This window comes from Clostridium sartagoforme AAU1, from assembly GCF_000401215.1.
Classification (GTDB): Bacteria; Bacillota; Clostridia; order Clostridiales; family Clostridiaceae; genus Clostridium; species Clostridium sartagoforme.
This window is the reverse complement of record NZ_ASRV01000019.1, coordinates 75397-92839: the sequence shown is the minus strand read 5'-3', so window position 1 is coordinate 92839 and position 17443 is coordinate 75397. Positions and strand designations below refer to the sequence as shown.

Sequence of the window (17443 nt, the reverse complement as noted above, 5' to 3'; positions counted from 1 at the left end):
CGCATTTTAAAACTATGGTTTTAGTATTACCTTTATGCAGTTGTCTTTTTTATTGCTAAATATATCGTAAGCATGAGTTCCTTCATCTAAGGAAAGCTTATGAGTAATTATATCTGTAGCATCAAATTTTCCTTCTTTTATAAGTTTTAATATTGGATCAACATAAGCTTGAGCAGGACATTGCCCCATTTTTAAAGTTATGTTTCTAGAAAAGAAGTCTCCAAGAGGAAATAAATTATACCTAGCGCCATAAACACCAACCATAGAAACAGTTCCATATTTTCTAATGGATCTACTAGCAATTTCTATTGCAGATTTAGAACCACCTTGGAGTTTTAATATAGATTCTATTTTTTCAAATGTTGACATTTTACCGTCCATACCAACACAATCAATTACTACATCTGCGCCTCCACCAGTTAATTCTTTTATGTACTCACCAGTATCATCATAATCTTCTAAATTAATAGTTTCTACGCCCTTATAGTTTTTAGCATGATTTAGTCTGTAATCTACGCAATCAACAGCAATAACTCTTTTAGCACCCTTAAAAATAGCCCATTTTATAGTTAAAAGCCCAACAGGACCACATCCAAGAACCACAACTGTATCATCCTTCTTCATTCCGCTAATATCAACACCCCAATATGATGTTGGAAGTATATCAGTTAAGAATAATACTTGTTCGTCACTTAAATCATCAGGGATAATTGTAGGACCAACATTTGCATAAGGAACTCTTAAGTACTCTGCCTGACCTCCATCATATCCTCCGAAAGTATCGCTATATCCAAATAATCCGCCTACTTCTCCATATTCATTAGAATTATCACATTGTGAATATAAATCATGCTCACAGTACCAACAATGTCCGCAAGATATAGGAAAAGGTACAATAACCCTGTCACCCTTTTTGACTTTAGTAACATCATTGCCTATCTCTTCAACTATACCCATGGTTTCATGACCCAAAACTGACCCATGTCTAAGATTAGGAACTCTACCATTAATTAAATGTAAATCAGATCCACATATTGCTGTAGATGTAACTTTAATTATAATATCTTCACTATGCTGAATCTTAGGATCTTCAACTTTTTCAACTCTAACATCTTTAATACCTTCATAAACAATTGCTTTCATAATGTCCTCCTAAAAGTATGATAAACATAACATAGTTTTACATTTTTAATTCTTAATGTTTAATTGGAGCCATCTTGAGACAGCTCCAATTAAACATTAAGAATAAGATTGAAAATAGTCGTGTTAAGTTTAATATAAGAAAATAGTAAAGTAAGTTATTTTTATGTGCATTGTAAATTAATAAGTTTTATGGTTTTAAAATAATTTTTACGTAAGTATCCTTTCCATTGTTAATCATATTAGATGAATAATCTCTGTTGTCAAATGTATTAGATTGGTTATTTCCATTATTTAAAGAAATACCATGATTTATTATGTCCTTTGTATTGCTAGTATCTCTAATACCTTCATATACAATTGCTTTCATAAAACACCTCCAACAAAATAATGAGATTTAAAACTAATGGATATATTTTAATTCTACCTATTTTGAGCTTAGAATATACATTAAATTATATGGTAGTTTACAAATATAAAATTATGGTAAAATATAGATGGAGGGATAGAATTATGATAACTTCATTTAATGCAAATAATAAAATGACAATGATTTCGGAAATGAGAAATGATAGTATATTTCAAATATTAGAATATGATAATTTAGAAGGTTCGGATGATTTAAACTTATCAATACAATTGAATTTCATGAAAAAATCATCGGTCAAATTAAGACAAATAAGAGTGATATTAGAGGATAGTGCAGTAAAGATTGAAGCAGGCGCCTTAAGTTATATGAAAGGTGATATAGAAATAGAAAATAAAACAGGAGGAATTATAGGACTTGGAAAAAAATTTTTTCAAGTAAAGTAACAGGAGAAAGTATGTTTAAGCCAGTTCTTAGAGGAAATGGAGAGGTGTTTTTAGAACCTAGATTTGGACATTTTACATTAATAGAACTAGAAGATGAAGAAATTATAGTTGATGATGGATTATTTTATGCTTGTGAAGAAAATATAGAAGTAGAGCCAGTAATGCAAAAAAATATATCTTCAATGATTTTTGGTAATGAAGGAATTTATCAGACTAGACTTAGAGGTAGTGGAATAGTAGTGTTAGAAGTACCAGTGCCTGAAAATGAAATATTAAGATGTAAAATGTTTAGAGATACCTTAAAAATTGATGGGAATTTTGCTATTTTACGAAGTAATAATATAGAATTTACAGTGGAAAAGTCAGGAACTACACTTGTTGGAACAGCTCTTAATGGAGAAGGATTATTAAATGTTTATAGAGGAACTGGAGAAGTATGGCTTATTCCAACTAGAGCTGTATATAATGAGCTTAAAGAAAGAGGCTTAAAAGAATTTATATCTGTAGACATAGAGGAAGATGTTTAAATTAGTAAGGCTTTACAATGTTACAGTTATAAACTAATATTAATATAAATTATACTTTAACTTATGAGAACTATTCTAAAGAAAAGGAGGATTGAAAAAGTTGGGTAGAAATGAAAGTAAACTTAATAATCCTGAATTAGATTTATTTTTTGAAGCTGTTTTAAAATTGGAAAATATAGATGAATGTTATAATTTTTTTGAAGATGTTGCAACTATAAATGAATTAAAGGCTTTAGCACAAAGAATACATGTAGCTAAGATGCTAAAGGAAAAAAAGATTTATACAGAAATAGCAGAAAATACAGGAGCTAGTACGGCCACAATAAGCAGAGTTAATAGGTGTTTAAACTATGGAACCGGAGGATATAACCTAATATTAGATAGGCTAGAAGGAAATAGAAAATAATAAAGTTGTAATATAATAAAGTTGTAATATGTAAATTAAAAATGTATACTATTAGTGTTATATTATGTACAACCAATAAACCAATAGAAAAAGTGAGGTAAAAAGTATGGGTAGAATGTTTGGGACAGATGGAGTTAGAGGAATTGCAAATACAGAATTAACATCTGAAATAGCGTATGGTTTAGGAAGAGCAGGAGCTTATGTATTAACGGAAGGAACTCATAAACCAAAGATATTAGTTGCAAAAGACACTAGAATTTCAGGAGATATGCTTGAAGCAGCTTTAGTATCAGGAATACTGTCAGTAGGAGCTGAGGCTGTTATATTAGGTGTTGTTCCAACTCCAGCAGTAGCACATTTAATAAGAGAATATAATGCTGATGCAGGTATAATGATTTCAGCATCACATAACCCTGTTGAATATAATGGAATAAAGTTTTTTGATAATAAAGGATATAAGTTGCAAGATGAATTAGAAGATGAAATCCAAAGAGTTATAGAAAGTGGATTTGAAGGAGTACCAAGTCCAACAGGACATGATTTAGGAAGATCATCTATGGAAGTTGGAGCTCTCGATGAATATACAGACTATGCATTATCTACAATCCCAGTAGATTTAAAAGGTTTAAGAGTAGCTTTAGATTGTGCAAATGGAGCATGTTATAAAGCTGCAGTAAAAGCATTTAGAGAGCTTGGAGCAGAGGTTTATGTTATAAATGATAATCCAGATGGAACAAATATAAATGAAAATTGTGGATCAACTCATCCAGAAGAATTACAAGATTATGTTGTAAGAAAAAAATGTGATTTAGGTTTTGCTTTTGATGGAGATGCAGATAGATGTTTAGCAGTAGATGAAAAAGGGAATCTTATAAATGGAGATTTCGTATTAATGCTATGTGCAAAATACCTTAAAGATTTAGGGAAGCTTAAAGATGATACTTTAGTAGTTACAGTAATGAGTAATTTAGGCTTAGACATTGCTTGTAAAAAAGAAAGTATCAATGTTATTAAAACAAAAGTTGGAGACAGATATGTTTTAGAAGAAATGGTTAAGGATGGATATATTCTTGGTGGAGAACAATCTGGGCACATAATATTCTTAGAATACAATACAACTGGTGATGGATTAGTTACAGCGCTTCAGGTTGCAGCGATAACAAAGAGAAGTGGTAAGACTTTAAGTGAATTGGCTGGAATAATGAAAGAGCTTCCTCAAGTATTAGTAAATGCTGAAGTTCCAAATGATAAGAAAAATATATATTTAGAAGATGAAGAAATAGTTAATGAAATAAAGAAAATAGAAGAAGCACTTCATGGTGCAGGTAGAGTTTTGATTAGACCTTCAGGTACAGAACCTCTAGTTAGAGTTATGCTAGAAGGAGAAAATCAAGAAGAAATAGATAAAATGGCGCATGGATTAGTAGATTTAATATTAAGTAAAATATAATATGTTAATAAAAATATTACTAGTAATAAAAATACTAGTAATATTTTTTTTTTGATTCCAAATAAAATATTGACATTTTATTTAGCTGTAACTATAATGGTTACAACGGGAGGGGTTATTATGAAAATAAGTAGCAGATTTTCTGTAGCTGTTCACATACTATCAGTAGTATCTATTGAGAAAGATAGACTATGTACATCAGAATGGATTTCTGAAAGCGTAAATACTAATCCAGTAATTATTAGAAGAGTTACAGGGATGTTAAAAAAAGCTGGTATAGTAGGTGTAAATCCAGGAAGCGGGGGCGCATATCTTTTAAAAGATATAGAAGAAATTTCTTTGCTAGATATATATAAGGCTGTTGATGTTGTTGAAGAAGGTCAGCTTTTTCAAATACATGAAAATCCTAATCCTAAGTGTCCAATAGGAGCTAACATTCAGATTGTATTAGAGATTATACTTTTTAAAGCTCAAGATGCCATGGAAAATGTCCTAAAAGACGTTACTATGAAGGATATAGTTGAAGGACTAATTAAAAAGATGGAATAAATATATTCTATTTTTTTTATAATAGGTGTAACTTAATTGGTTACAACAAAATTATTTAAGTGATTATATGAATAATATTTAAAGTTTATATATTGACCATTTAAAAATTTATTTAAATTTAGGAGGAATAAGTAAATATGAAGAAAAAAATATATTATATTATGGATACAATGTGTGGTTGGTGCTATGGTTTCAGCAACGTAATAACTAAAATACAAGAAAAATACAATGATAAATATGATTTTATAATTTTACCAGGTGGAATGTGGGTAGATGAAAATATTAAAGAAATTAATGAGGATTTAGGAAATTATATAAAGAATCACAATACAAATATAGAGAGACTAACAGGAAGGAAGTTTGGAGAAGGATTTAATAAAAATATATTAGGTAATAAAAACATGGTTTTAGATAGTTTACCTGGAGCCAAAGCTGTAGTTTTAGCACAAAAGCTAAAGAAGGATATTTCATTTGAATTTCTTAAAAAGATTCAAGAATCATTTTTTATTGAAGGAAAAGATCCTAATAACTTAGAAATCTATACTACAATAGCAGAAGAGTTTGGAATAGACAAAGATGAGTTTGAAAAGAAATTTTTATCAGAAGAATTAACAAATGAAACTTACTCAGTTTTTAATATGGTAGCTTCAATGGGGGCAATGAGTTTCCCAACTGTTATTATGGTAGAAGGTAATAAAGGAAAAATAATAGCACAAGGTTATAGCAGCTTTGAAGAATTAGATAAAATACTATCGATATAGATAAAATATAAAAGCAGAATTTATTGATAAATTTAAAAATAAGGAGGGAAATAATATGAATAAGAAAATGCCAGTACTATTTATTTCACATGGAAGTCCTATGAATGTAGTATTAGATAATGACTACACTAAAGCATTAAAAAATTTGGGAAAGAGTTTAAAAGAACCAAAAGCAGTAATGGTAATATCAGCACATTGGAAAACAAAAGGAACTTATGTAACATATAGTGATAAGCCAAAACAAATTTATGATTTTTATGGATTTCCAGATGAAATATATAATATAAAATATACTCCAGATGGTGGGAAGGAATTTGCGAAAATGGTAGTAGAGGAATTATCTGAAGAAGGTCCCAAGCTTACAGATGAATGGGGACTAGACCATGCTTCATGGGGAGTGTTAAAATATATATTTCCAAAAGCTAATATACCAGTGTTTGAATTAAGTTTAAATGCACTTCTAACAGAAGAGCAGCATTATAATATAGGTAAAAAACTATCTAAGTTTAGAGAAATGGGATTATTAATTATAGGTAGTGGGGATATAGTTCATAACTTAGGAACAGCAGACTATGATATATATGGAGAGGCATATGAGTGGGCAGAAGCTTTTGATAATTATATAGTTAAAGCAGTGAAAGAGTATAAGCATAAAGATATAATTAATTATAGAGAGCTAGGAGATATAGTAAAACTTGCAGTTCCAACAGATGAACATTTTTTACCACTATTATATGTAATTGGATTACAGCAAGAAGGTGAGAATGTAGAGATTATTCATCAAAGTATTCAAAATGGGTCTATTTCAATGAGTTGTATAAAAATAGGATAACTATATATAAACTAATAAAAAATGAATTAAAGAGCTTAGTACAGATACTGAGCTCTTTAATTTAAGAAATAAGATTAAGCACTAAAGCTTTATAAAATTATAATATTAAAGAGAAAGTATAAATATAGATAATTTTAAAAAATATATGAGATATAATTAATTTAATTGATGTAATGTAGACTTGACATAAAAGTAGTGAAATAGTAAACTAAAAGTAAGGTAAACTTTACAGGAGTGGTAGTGTATGAGAAATAGATTAAAAAAATTGCGTGAAGATTTAGGTTTAACTCAAGAACAATTAGGAGAATTAGTTGGTGTATCAAGACAAGCAATCAATGCCATTGAAACAGAGAAATTTGAGCCATCTATTTGGTTAGCTTATGATATTGCAAAAGTATTTAATAGTAGGATAGAGGATATTTTTTTATTTGAAGAAAGTGAGAGAAAATCTAGGTCACAACAAAGAAGAGGTGTAGTGTAATGGCATTAAGGCAAATTAGATTAGTTGGTGATGAAATATTAAGAAAAAAGAGTAAAGAAGTTAAAGTTGTTGATGATAAAATAAGACAGCTACTAGATGATATGGCAGAAACTATGTATAATACCGAAAATGGTGGCGGACTTGCAGCTCCTCAAATAGGAGTGCTAAAAAGATTAGTTGTTATTGATATGGGAGAAGGCCTTATAAAGCTAGTTAATCCTAAAATCATTAAAGCTGAAGGAACTCAAAAGGTGGTTGAAGGTTGTCTAAGCATTCCTAATAAATATGGAAAATTAGAGAGACCAGCTAAAGTTACCATTGAAGCTTTAAATGAAAATGGTGAAAAAATTATATTGACAGGTACAGGAGATTTGGCAAAATGTTTTTGTCATGAAATAGACCATTTAGATGGAATTCTTTTTACTGATTTTGTTACAGAATATATTAATTAATTAAAAAATACATTTCTGAGTGTTAGATAATATCTAGACAAGGAAATGTATTTTTTTTACTCTCTAGGAAATTATATTCTAAAAATCTGTGTATAAAATAAGTTGTTAAAGTTATTTCTACTTATTCTTCTATTGTTACAACTATTTATAATTCACCATTATCTTTTACATTTTTTATTCGTATATGAAGTACTCCAGAGTATTTGACGGCTTTACCTGGATTAATTATATCAGGTTTTAGTACATAAGAAAAAGTTTCTCCATTAACTTTGTTGTACATCATTATATCAGTATGATTTTTTTAATTAATAGTAGAGATTCCTATTTGTTTATTAGAATTTGCTTTTAAATCATACCTTTCAAAATATATATTGAATATATTCTATATCAATTTCAATATAATGTAAATAATTTAAAATATTTTAAAAAATGAAAATAAAATGTATAAATCAATTTGTTAATTTAAAGAAATAAATATATAAAACAAATATACATAAATAAAAATAATTACAATTTATTTAATAATATAGCTATTATATTATTAAAGTGATAAAAGTTTGCATTAAAAACAGTGTTGAAAAAAGTAATTTAGCAAAGTTTTCATAAATTGTTGACATCAGAGAGAATGGGGAGTAAAATTTTAGCAATACCAAAATTTAATAGGTCCTTATAAATTTTATAAAATGCAAAGAAGGAGACTTTTATTTAGAGAATAAAGTTACAGAGAGTCCATGGTAGGTGTGAATGGATACTTTACTAAATGATTATCACTCCAGAGCAGTGTCCTTGAAAGTACGAAGAGGTATAAGTAAAGGATAACCGGTAAGCACCGTTAAAGGCAAGGGTTTGTTGGAACCTAGTGATAGTATAATTAAGGCGGAATGTTTATTACCACCATATTGAGTCATATCATTAATGGTGGTTTTTTCACACAATTTTTTAATAAAAGGGGGCAAAAAATTGGAAAGGCATGTGTTATCAGTACTAGTGCGAAACTCATCAGGGGTATTAACTAGAGTTTCAGGGTTATTTGCAAGGCGTGGATTTAACATTGATAGTTTAACAGTTGGAAGAACGGAAAATACTGAAATATCAAGAATGACAATAGCATTAATGGGAAATGAGGATGCTTTAGAACAATTTAAAAAGCAGCTGAACAAGCTAGAGGATGTACTAAGAGTGCATGAATTAAAGTCTGAATATTCAGTATATAGAGAGCTGGTTTTAATTAAAGTCCAAGCTTCAGCAGAAAAAAGAGGGGCAATAAACGAAGTAGTAAAAATATTTAGAAGCAAAATAATAGATGTAGCCCACAATACAGTAACCATTGAACTCACAGGAGACGATAGTAAGATAAATGCATTAATAGAACTTATGGAAGACTACGGAATAGTGGAAATAGTAAGAACAGGAATAACAGCATTAGAAAGAGGAGACAAAAATATAACAGACTATGGGGAATATTTTAATTAGAATGAAAAAATGAAGGAATGAAAAAATGAAAAAATTTATATTGAAATTCCTAAGGGATTTCTTAAATTAAATTTGATAATTCAGCTTTGCTGAATTATTATAGTAATTTTTTCATTATTAATTCTTTCATTCTTCACATTACTATTGGGGGTGTTTTAGCAATGAGCAATAGTCGTATAGAGATTTTTGATTCGACTTTAAGGGATGGGGCACAGGGTGAAGATATTTCATTTTCTCTTGAGGATAAAATCAAAGTTGCTATAGCGTTAGATGAAATAGGGGTATCTTATATAGAGGCTGGTAATCCTGGATCTAATCCTAAAGATATGGAATTTTTTAAGAGAATGAAAAATGTTAATTTAAAGAATTCTAAGTTAGCAGCATTTGGGGCAACAAGAAAAGCTAACATAAGGGTCGAAGATGACAATAATATTAGAAGCTTATTAGAGGCTGAAACTGATGTTGTTGTTATCTTTGGGAAGACATGGGACTTTCAAGTTAAAGATATATTAAAAACTTCTTTAGAAGAAAACATAAGGATGATAGTTGATTCAATAAAGTATTTAAAAAGCAAAAACAAAGAAGTAATATTTGATGCAGAGCATTTTTTTGATGGATACAAAGAGAATAAAAAGTATTCTCTTGAAACTATAACCTCAGCAAAAGAAGCAGGAGCTGATGTAATAGTATTATGTGATACAAACGGAGGAACACTTTCTAGTGAAATTAAAAATATATCAAAAAGTGTAGTTGATTCACTAGGTGGAAGAATTGGTATTCATTGTCATAATGATATTGGTATGGCAGTATCAAATTCAATAATAGCAGTAGAAGAGGGGATATGTCATATTCAAGGTACCTTTATAGGTATAGGAGAAAGATGTGGAAATGCTAATTTATCAGTTATTATACCGACATTGCAATTGAAAATGGGATATGAAGCTATACCAAAGGAAAAATTAGCAGATTTAACAAAGACAGCAAGGTTTGTTTCGGAAATATCCAATATAAACTTGTTAGATAATATGCCTTATATAGGAGCATCAGCTTTTGCGCATAAAGGTGGTATGCACATAGATGCAGTAGGAAAAGCATCAAAATCATATGAGCATATAAAGCCAGAGCTGATAGGAAATAATAGAAGATTCTTAGTATCAGAAGTAAGTGGTAAAAGTACCATTCTAAAAGAAATACAAAAAATTTTCCCAGGTATAACAAGAGATAGTAAAGAAGTGGAAAAGATAACAAATAGGCTAAAGGACTTAGAATATGAAGGCTACAAGTTTGAAGGAGCAGAAGGGACAGTTGAACTTTTAATAAGAAAGACAATAGGGAAATACAAACCTTTCTTTAAATTGAATCACTTTAAAACTATAGGTGAGCAGCCTTGGAATAATAAGAATTTTACGTCAACAGCATTAATTAATATAACAGTTGATGGAAAAAATAAAATGACCGCATCCGAAGGAGATGGACCTGTAAATGCATTAGATAAAGCATTGAGAGAAGCTCTTGAAAGTTTTTATCCACAGTTAAAAGAAGTTAGATTAGTGGATTATAAGGTTAGAGTTTTGGATTCGGAAAGTGCTACAGGAGCAAAGGTAAGAGTTCTTATAGAATCAACAGATGGAGTAGAAAATTGGAGTACAGTTGGGGTATCAAGAGATGTTGTAGAAGCCAGTTGGATAGCATTAGTAGATTCATTAGAATATAAATTAATAAAAGATATAGAAAAAACAGTAAGAATGTATTTTTAAAAAGGGGGACAAAAAAACATGGGAATGACTATGACTCAAAAGATTTTGGCAGCTCATGCAGGCTTAGAAAGTGTAAAGGCAGGACAATTAATTGAAGCAAACTTAGATTTAGTATTAGGTAATGATATTACATCTCCAGTTGCAGTAAATGAATTCAAAAAATTAAATTTAGATAAGGTATTTAACAAAGATAAAATAGCAATAGTTCCAGATCACTTTACACCTAATAAGGATATAAAGGCAGCAGAGCAATGTAAATTTATTAGAGAATTTGCTAGAGAAAAAGAAATCACTAATTTTTTTGAAGTTGGAGAAATGGGAATAGAGCATTGCTTAATACCAGAAAAAGGTTTAGTAGTTGCAGGAGATGTTGTAATTGGGGCAGATTCACATACTTGCACATATGGAGCATTAGGAGCATTTTCAACAGGAATAGGATCAACAGATATGGCAGCTGGAATGGCTACAGGTAAGTGTTGGTTTAAGGTTCCTTCAGCAATAAAGTTTGTATTAAAAAACAAGCCATCAAAATGGGTAAGTGGAAAAGATGTAATACTTCACATAATTGGAATGATAGGTGTTGATGGAGCTTTATACAAATCAATGGAGTTTGTAGGTGATGGATTAAAATACTTATCAATAGATGATAGATTTACAATGGCTAATATGGCTATTGAGGCAGGAGGAAAAAACGGAATCTTTCCAGTAGATGATGTAGCAATAAAATATTTAATGGAGCATGCACAAAGAGAATGGACAATTTATGAAGCAGATGAAGATGCAGAATATGATGAAGTTTATGAAGTAGACTTAAGTAAGTTAAGACCAACAGTGGCATTCCCACATTTACCAGATAACACAAGAACTATAGATGAAGTTGGAGAAGTGGTTGTAGATCAAGTAGTTATAGGCTCTTGCACAAATGGAAGAATATCAGATTTAAGAATTGCAAGAGATATTCTAAAGGGTAAGAAAGTTAGAAAAGGAATTAGATGCATTGTTTTCCCGGGAACTCAAAAAATTTATCTTAAAGCTTTAGAAGAAGGTATAATAAAGGATTTAGTTGAAGCTGGAGCAGTAGTTTCAACACCAACTTGTGGTCCATGTTTAGGAGGACATATGGGAATTCTTGCTAAGGGGGAAAGAGCAATATCAACAACAAATAGAAACTTCGTAGGAAGAATGGGGCATGTTGAATCAGAAGTTTACTTAGCAAGTCCAGCTGTAGCAGCAGCATCAGCACTAACAGGGAAAATAACAAACCCAGAAGGAATTGGAAAAGTGAAGGAATGAAAAAGTGAAAGAGTTATGGATGAAATCCATTGGGAATTTCTGAAATAATTAGTAATAGTTAAAAGTGAAAGAATGAAAGAGGAAAGTTGATGAGAAAATTCTATTGGAATTTCTGTAATAAGTAATAAGCAATAATAGGGAAGAGTAAAAAGTGAAGAGTGAAAGAGTTTAGGAATAAATTCTTTCAGAATTTTATTAAAGTGTTTAAATAATTCAACTTTATTGAATTATTACCTAAAATTTTTCATTTTTTGATTATTCATTTTTCCCATTAAAAAAAGGGGGATTTTATATGAAAGCAAACGGAAGAGTTTTTAAATATGGAGATAATGTAGATACAGATGTAATAATTCCAGCAAGGTATCTAAATACATCAGATCCTAAAGAGTTAGCAATGCATTGTATGGAGGATATAGATGCAGATTTTATTAAGAAAGTTGAAAATGGAGATATAATAGTTGCAAATAAGAACTTTGGATGTGGATCATCAAGGGAACATGCTCCAATAGCAATAAAAGAAAGTGGAGTAAGCTGTGTAATTGCATCAACTTTTGCAAGGATATTTTATAGAAATGCAATAAATATAGGACTACCAATAATAGAATGTGAAGAAGCAGTTAAGTCAATAGATGCAGGAGATGAGCTTGAAATAGATTTTACTACAGGAGTAATAAAGAATAAATCAAAAAATCAAGAATACCAAGGAGAGCCATTCCCAGAGTTTATGCAAAAAATAATAAATTCAAATGGACTAGTTAATTACATTAAGAATAAGTAATAGTAGTCTGTAAGGACTAAGCGTTAATAAGAAAATAAATAAAATAGTGCACAGTGGACAGTCCACAATTCACAGTTAAAGAGTAAACTGCTGCGCAGTTTATAAAAATTTTATAATTCAGCTTAACTGAATTATTTCATCAACTGTGAACTGTAAACTGTGAATTGACAACTGTGAACTGAAGAACGGGGGTTAATTATGAATTATAAAATAGCGGTTATACCTGGAGATGGAATTGGTCCAGAGGTTGTGGAACAAACTGTGAATGTTTTAAATTGTGTTGGGGATAAGTTTAATCATGTATTTGAATATGAGTATTTATTAGCTGGAGGTTGTGCAATTGATGAAAAGGGAACAGCTCTTCCAGAGGAAACTTTAGAATCATGTAAGAAGGCAGATGCTGTACTACTTGGTGCAGTTGGAGGCCCTAAGTGGGATGATCCAAATGCGAAAACTAGACCAGAGCAAGCATTACTTGGTCTTAGGGGTGGAATGAATTTATATTGTAATTTAAGACCAGCATTATTATATGCACCTCTTAAAGATGCATCACCACTTAAGGATAGCATAATAGGTGATGGAATTGATATATGTGTAGTTAGGGAATTAACAGGGGGCATATATTTTGGAGAAAGAGGAAGAGAAGAGATAAATGGTATTAAAGGGGCATATGACACAGAAAGATATAACATTGAAGAAGTAAGAAGAATAGCTAAAATAGGTTTTGAAACAGCTATGAAGAGAAATAAAAAGCTTACTAGTGTTGATAAAGCCAATATTTTAGAAAGCTCAAGATTATGGAGAAGTGTTATAGAAGAAGTTGCTAGAGAATATCCAGAAGTAGAAGTAAATCATATGTATGTTGATAATGCAGCAATGCAATTAGTTAGAGATCCAAGACAATTTGATGTAATAGTTACATCAAATATGTTTGGAGATATATTATCAGATGAAGCAAGTATGATAACAGGATCAATAGGAATGTTACCTTCAGCATCACTAGGTGAAGGAACTTTCGGAATGTATGAGCCAATACATGGAAGTGCACCAGATATTGCAGGAAAGGGAATAGCAAATCCACTAGCCACAATACTTTCAGCTTCAATGATGCTAAAATTTAGTTTTAATTTAGAAGAAGAAGCCAAGCTTATAGAAACATCTGTATTAAAAGTTCTTGAAAATGGATATAGAACAGGTGACATAATGAGTGATGGAATGAAGTTAGTTGGAACTAAAGAAATTGGAGAGTTAGTTTTACAAGAAATATTAAGATAAAAGAGGTGAGTTATTTGAGAAGTGACGTAGTTAAAAAAGGACCATCAAGGGCTCCTCATAGATCATTACTAAAGGCTACAGGTCTTACAGATGAAGAAATAGATAGACCATTAATTGGAGTTGTAACATCACAAAATGATATAATTCCAGGTCATATAAATTTAGATAAAATAGTTGAAGCAGTTAAAAAAGGGGTATTACTATCAGGTGGAACACCTTTGGTATTCCCAACTATAGGAGTATGTGATGGTATTGCAATGGGACATGAAGGAATGAAGTATTCCTTAGTTACAAGAGAGCTTATAGCAGATACCATAGAGTGTATGGTCAAGGCTCATGGATTTGATGCATTAGTTTTAATACCAAATTGTGATAAAATTGTTCCAGGTATGATAATGGCAGCATTAAGACTAAACATTCCAGCGATTGTTGTGAGTGGAGGGCCAATGCTTGCAGGGAAATTTAAGGGCAAAGAAGTATCACTTTCAACTATGTTTGAAGCAGTTGGGGCTTATGAGAATGGGACTATGTTAGAGGGAGATTTATGTGAACTTGAAAACAAGGCATGTCCAACATGCGGATCATGTTCAGGAATGTTTACAGCAAATTCAATGAATTGCTTAGCAGAAGTACTAGGGTTGGCGTTACCTGGCAATGGAACTATACCAGCAGTTTATTCAGAAAGAATGAGACTTGCTAAATATGCAGGTATGAAAATAATGAATTTACTAGAAAAAGATATAAAACCACGAGATATAGTTAATGAAAAATCTATAAAGAATGCTTTAACAGTTGATATGGCTTTAGGATGTTCAACAAATAGCGTACTTCATCTAACTGCAATTGCAAATGAAGCAAAAGTTGAATTGAATTTAGATATTATTAATGAGGTATCTTCAAAAACTCCAAACCTTTGTAAATTAGCACCAGCATCAGACACGCATATAGAAGATTTATACTGGGCAGGTGGAGTTCAAGCTGTTATGAAGGAGCTTTCAAAGAAGGATTTACTTAATTTAGATTGTATAACAGCAACTTCAAATACACATAAAGAAAACTTAAAAGGTGTAGTAGTAAATGATAATAATGTAATAAGAAGTATAGATAAACCTTATAGCAATACAGGTGGTATTCAAGTATTAAAAGGAAATCTAGCAGAAGCTGGAGCTGTAGTTAAAAAGTCAGCAGTACTAGAAGAAATGCTAACACATAAAGGTCCGGCAAGAGTATTTGATTCTGAAGAAGAGGCAATCGAAGCAATTCTATCTAAAAAAGTAATAAAAGGTGATGTAGTAGTGATAAGATATGAAGGTCCAAAAGGTGGACCAGGAATGAGAGAAATGTTATCCCCAACATCAGCAATAGCAGGTATGGGATTAGATAAATATGTGGCATTAATAACAGATGGAAGATTCAGTGGGGCAACAAAAGGAGCTGCAATAGGCCACGTTTCCCCAGAAGCAGCAGAGGGTGGAACTATAGCCTTAGTAGAAGAAGGAGACACTATTTCAATAGATATACCAAATGGAAAACTAGAACTTTTAGTACCTAATGAAGTTTTAGAAGAAAGAAAAAGAAATCTAAAAATACTTGAGCCAAAGGTAAAAGAAGGATACTTAGCAAGATACGCTAAGTTAGTAAGCTCAGCAAGCAAAGGAGCAATATTAAAATAGTTAACAGTTCACAATTCACAGTTTACAGTTAAGGAATAGAATTTTATAACTGTGAGCTGTGCACTTTCAACTGTCAACTGAATAAAAGGGGGGTATTTATGTTTTTGACAGGAGCTGAAATATTAATTAAGTCTCTCTTAGATGAGGGCGTTGACACCATATTTGGGTATCCTGGTGGAGCTGTTCTTAATATATATGATGAATTATACAAGTATAGAGATAAAATAACTCATATATTAACAGCTCATGAACAGGGGGCGGCACATGCGGCAGATGGTTATGCTAGAGCAACTGGAAAAGTTGGGGTATGTTTAGCTACATCTGGACCGGGAGCAACTAATCTTGTTACAGGGATTGCAACGGCATATATGGACTCTATACCTATGGTTGCTATAACTGGAAATGTAACAAAGCAGCTTTTAGGAAGAGATAGTTTTCAAGAAGTAGATATAACAGGAATAACTATACCAATAACAAAGCATAATTATATAGTTAAGGATGTTAATGATTTACAAAAAATAATTAAGGAAGCCTTTTATATAGCAAAGGAAGGAAGACCAGGACCAGTATTAATAGATATACCAAAGGACATAACAGCAACTAAGACAAAATATGAAGCAATAACTCCAAAAAAGGTTGAAAGAAAAACTAAGCATATAACTGATAAAGCTTTAGAAGAAGTAGCTGCTTTAATAAATGAAGCAGAAAATCCTTTTATTTATGCTGGAGGAGGAATAGTTGCATCAGAAGCCTTTGAAGAACTTAGAGAATTTGTTGAAAAAATAAATTCACCAATAGCAACTTCTCTTATGGGGACATCAGCTATACAGTATAATCATCCCTTATATACAGGAATGATAGGAATGCATGGAACTAAAGCATCTAATATTTTAGCTTCAAAGTGTGATTTAGTAATAACTTTAGGAGCAAGGTTTAGTGATAGAGTTGTAAGCAATGAAAATAGTTTGAAAAATGCAAAGATAATTCATATAGATGTAGATCCAGCAGAAATTAATAAAAATGTTAAGGTAGATTCTTTTATAGTTGGAGATTTGAAAATCGTTCTTCAAAAATTGATACCATTATTAAAGGAAAAGAAAAATGAAGAATGGTTAGAAAAAATGAGGGAATTAAAGGGTTTAGACGTTAAGGAAACCTCTATTACTGGTGAACTAACTCCAGAATTCTTATTTAGAAAATTAAGTGAACTAGATGATGGAAGCTTTGTTATTACAACAGAAGTTGGACAGCATCAAATGTGGGCAGCACAGTATTTTAATTATAAAAAACCAAGAAGTTTTATATCCTCAGGGGGACTTGGAACAATGGGATTTGGACTTGGAGCATCAATTGGAGCTCAAATAGCATTAAAAAATAAGCAAGTTTTTAATATAGCTGGTGATGGAAGCTTTGGAATGAATTGCAATGAATTAGTTACAGCTGTTAAAAATAATTTACCTGTAATAGTAATTATATTAAACAATAATTCCTTAGGAATGGTTAGGCAATGGCAGAACTTTTTCTATGAAGCAAGATATTCAGCAACAACTTTAAATAGATCAACTGATTTTGTTAAACTAATAGAAGCTTTTGGAGGAAGAGGTTTTAGAGTATATGAAAAAGAAGAATTAGAACCTATCTTAAATGAAGCTTTAGAATTTAAGGGGCCGGTTGTAATAGATTATGTTATTCATAATGATAAAAAAGTGTTTCCTATGGTTGCACCTGGTGCAGCAATTGATGAAATAATAAGTGAAGAAGATATAGATAATTAGGGGGTTAA

At 30.9% G+C, this 17443-nt stretch carries 17 protein-coding genes and 1 pseudogene; 15 read left to right on the top strand and 3 right to left on the bottom strand.

The genetic code is table 11. The annotated features are described in order from the left end of the window. Positions 1-12: 12 nt before the first annotated feature. On the bottom strand, positions 13-1143 hold the full coding sequence (locus tag A500_RS01585) for a zinc-dependent alcohol dehydrogenase (protein WP_016205845.1): 1131 nt from the start codon (positions 1141-1143) through the stop codon (positions 13-15). A gap of 187 nt (positions 1144-1330) precedes the next feature. After that, the gene (locus A500_RS01580) at positions 1331-1510 is read right to left on the bottom strand and encodes a hypothetical protein (RefSeq protein WP_040436407.1); all 180 of its coding nucleotides are present in this window, start codon (positions 1508-1510) and stop codon (positions 1331-1333) included. Between the two features lie 143 nt (positions 1511-1653). Between A500_RS01580 and A500_RS01575 the strand changes: the two are divergent. The 8 genes and pseudogenes from A500_RS01575 to def all read left to right on the top strand — a co-directional run bounded on the left by A500_RS01575 (position 1654) and on the right by def (position 7411). Then, a pseudogene (locus A500_RS01575) lies at positions 1654-2480 on the top strand (AIM24 family protein). Between the two features lie 100 nt (positions 2481-2580). After that, entirely contained in the window at positions 2581-2886 is a 306-nt protein-coding gene (locus A500_RS01570) for a YerC/YecD family TrpR-related protein (RefSeq protein ID WP_016205844.1), read from the top strand. Positions 2887-2992: 106 nt separating this feature from the next. Next, positions 2993-4336, top strand: a complete 1344-nt coding sequence (gene glmM, locus A500_RS01565; protein WP_016205843.1) for a phosphoglucosamine mutase — start codon at positions 2993-2995, stop codon at positions 4334-4336. A 120-nt stretch (positions 4337-4456) separates the two neighbouring features. Beyond that, positions 4457-4885 (top strand): Rrf2 family transcriptional regulator, encoded by a 429-nt coding sequence (locus A500_RS01560; protein WP_016205842.1) that lies wholly within the window; start codon positions 4457-4459, stop codon positions 4883-4885. Positions 4886-5022: 137 nt separating this feature from the next. Continuing rightward, positions 5023-5646, top strand: coding sequence for a DsbA family protein (locus tag A500_RS01555; RefSeq protein WP_016205841.1), 624 nt, complete (start codon positions 5023-5025; stop codon positions 5644-5646). Positions 5647-5701: 55 nt separating this feature from the next. Next, positions 5702-6478 carry a 4,5-DOPA-extradiol-dioxygenase gene (gene ygiD / locus A500_RS01550; RefSeq protein ID WP_016205840.1) on the top strand — a complete coding sequence of 259 codons (777 nt, stop codon included), beginning with the start codon at positions 5702-5704 and terminating at the stop codon, positions 6476-6478. A gap of 244 nt (positions 6479-6722) precedes the next feature. Next, positions 6723-6959: a helix-turn-helix transcriptional regulator gene (locus tag A500_RS01545; RefSeq protein ID WP_016205839.1), complete on the top strand. Its 237-nt coding sequence runs from the start codon at positions 6723-6725 to the stop codon at positions 6957-6959. Further along, on the top strand, positions 6959-7411 hold the full coding sequence (gene def / locus A500_RS01540) for a peptide deformylase (protein ID WP_016205838.1): 453 nt from the start codon (positions 6959-6961) through the stop codon (positions 7409-7411). The genes A500_RS01545 and def overlap by 1 nt, the downstream gene beginning before the upstream one ends. Positions 7412-7556: 145 nt before the next feature. Here the strand turns inward: def and A500_RS20255 are convergent, their stop codons facing one another. Next, positions 7557-7694, bottom strand: coding sequence for a hypothetical protein (locus A500_RS20255; RefSeq protein WP_157453596.1), 138 nt, complete (start codon positions 7692-7694; stop codon positions 7557-7559). Positions 7695-8371: 677 nt separating this feature from the next. On the opposite strand from A500_RS20255, the gene ilvN reads away from it, so the two are divergent. The 7 genes from ilvN to ilvB all read left to right on the top strand — a co-directional run bounded on the left by ilvN (position 8372) and on the right by ilvB (position 17435). Beyond that, positions 8372-8884 (top strand): acetolactate synthase small subunit, encoded by a 513-nt coding sequence (gene ilvN, locus A500_RS01535; RefSeq protein ID WP_016205837.1) that lies wholly within the window; start codon positions 8372-8374, stop codon positions 8882-8884. A gap of 161 nt (positions 8885-9045) precedes the next feature. Then, positions 9046-10641: a citramalate synthase gene (gene cimA, locus A500_RS01530; RefSeq protein WP_016205836.1), complete on the top strand. Its 1596-nt coding sequence runs from the start codon at positions 9046-9048 to the stop codon at positions 10639-10641. Between the two features lie 18 nt (positions 10642-10659). After that, a complete protein-coding gene (leuC, locus tag A500_RS01525) occupies positions 10660-11934 on the top strand; it encodes a 3-isopropylmalate dehydratase large subunit (RefSeq protein WP_016205835.1) in 1275 nt (424 codons plus the stop codon). Between the two features lie 292 nt (positions 11935-12226). Beyond that, the gene (gene leuD / locus A500_RS01520; RefSeq protein ID WP_016205834.1) at positions 12227-12712 is read left to right on the top strand and encodes a 3-isopropylmalate dehydratase small subunit; all 486 of its coding nucleotides are present in this window, start codon (positions 12227-12229) and stop codon (positions 12710-12712) included. Positions 12713-12910: 198 nt separating this feature from the next. Continuing rightward, positions 12911-13987, top strand: coding sequence for a 3-isopropylmalate dehydrogenase (gene leuB, locus A500_RS01515; protein WP_016205833.1), 1077 nt, complete (start codon positions 12911-12913; stop codon positions 13985-13987). A gap of 14 nt (positions 13988-14001) precedes the next feature. Next, on the top strand, positions 14002-15660 hold the full coding sequence (gene ilvD, locus A500_RS01510) for a dihydroxy-acid dehydratase (RefSeq protein ID WP_016205832.1): 1659 nt from the start codon (positions 14002-14004) through the stop codon (positions 15658-15660). Between the two features lie 98 nt (positions 15661-15758). Further along, on the top strand, positions 15759-17435 hold the full coding sequence (gene ilvB, locus A500_RS01505) for a biosynthetic-type acetolactate synthase large subunit (protein ID WP_016205831.1): 1677 nt from the start codon (positions 15759-15761) through the stop codon (positions 17433-17435). Positions 17436-17443 lie beyond the last annotated feature (8 nt).

Coding starts and splice junctions, on each gene's coding strand:
- A500_RS01585 (WP_016205845.1), bottom strand. CDS start 1,143: ATGAAAGCAATTGTTTATGAAGGTATTAAAGATGTTAGAGTTGAAAAA.
- A500_RS01580 (WP_040436407.1), bottom strand. CDS start 1,510: ATGAAAGCAATTGTATATGAAGGTATTAGAGATACTAGCAATACAAAG.
- glmM (WP_016205843.1), top strand. CDS start 2,993: ATGGGTAGAATGTTTGGGACAGATGGAGTTAGAGGAATTGCAAATACA.
- A500_RS01560 (WP_016205842.1), top strand. CDS start 4,457: ATGAAAATAAGTAGCAGATTTTCTGTAGCTGTTCACATACTATCAGTA.
- A500_RS01555 (WP_016205841.1), top strand. CDS start 5,023: ATGAAGAAAAAAATATATTATATTATGGATACAATGTGTGGTTGGTGC.
- ygiD (WP_016205840.1), top strand. CDS start 5,702: ATGAATAAGAAAATGCCAGTACTATTTATTTCACATGGAAGTCCTATG.
- A500_RS01545 (WP_016205839.1), top strand. CDS start 6,723: ATGAGAAATAGATTAAAAAAATTGCGTGAAGATTTAGGTTTAACTCAA.
- def (WP_016205838.1), top strand. CDS start 6,959: ATGGCATTAAGGCAAATTAGATTAGTTGGTGATGAAATATTAAGAAAA.
- A500_RS20255 (WP_157453596.1), bottom strand. CDS start 7,694: ATGATGTACAACAAAGTTAATGGAGAAACTTTTTCTTATGTACTAAAA.
- cimA (WP_016205836.1), top strand. CDS start 9,046: ATGAGCAATAGTCGTATAGAGATTTTTGATTCGACTTTAAGGGATGGG.
- leuC (WP_016205835.1), top strand. CDS start 10,660: ATGGGAATGACTATGACTCAAAAGATTTTGGCAGCTCATGCAGGCTTA.
- leuD (WP_016205834.1), top strand. CDS start 12,227: ATGAAAGCAAACGGAAGAGTTTTTAAATATGGAGATAATGTAGATACA.
- leuB (WP_016205833.1), top strand. CDS start 12,911: ATGAATTATAAAATAGCGGTTATACCTGGAGATGGAATTGGTCCAGAG.
- ilvB (WP_016205831.1), top strand. CDS start 15,759: ATGTTTTTGACAGGAGCTGAAATATTAATTAAGTCTCTCTTAGATGAG.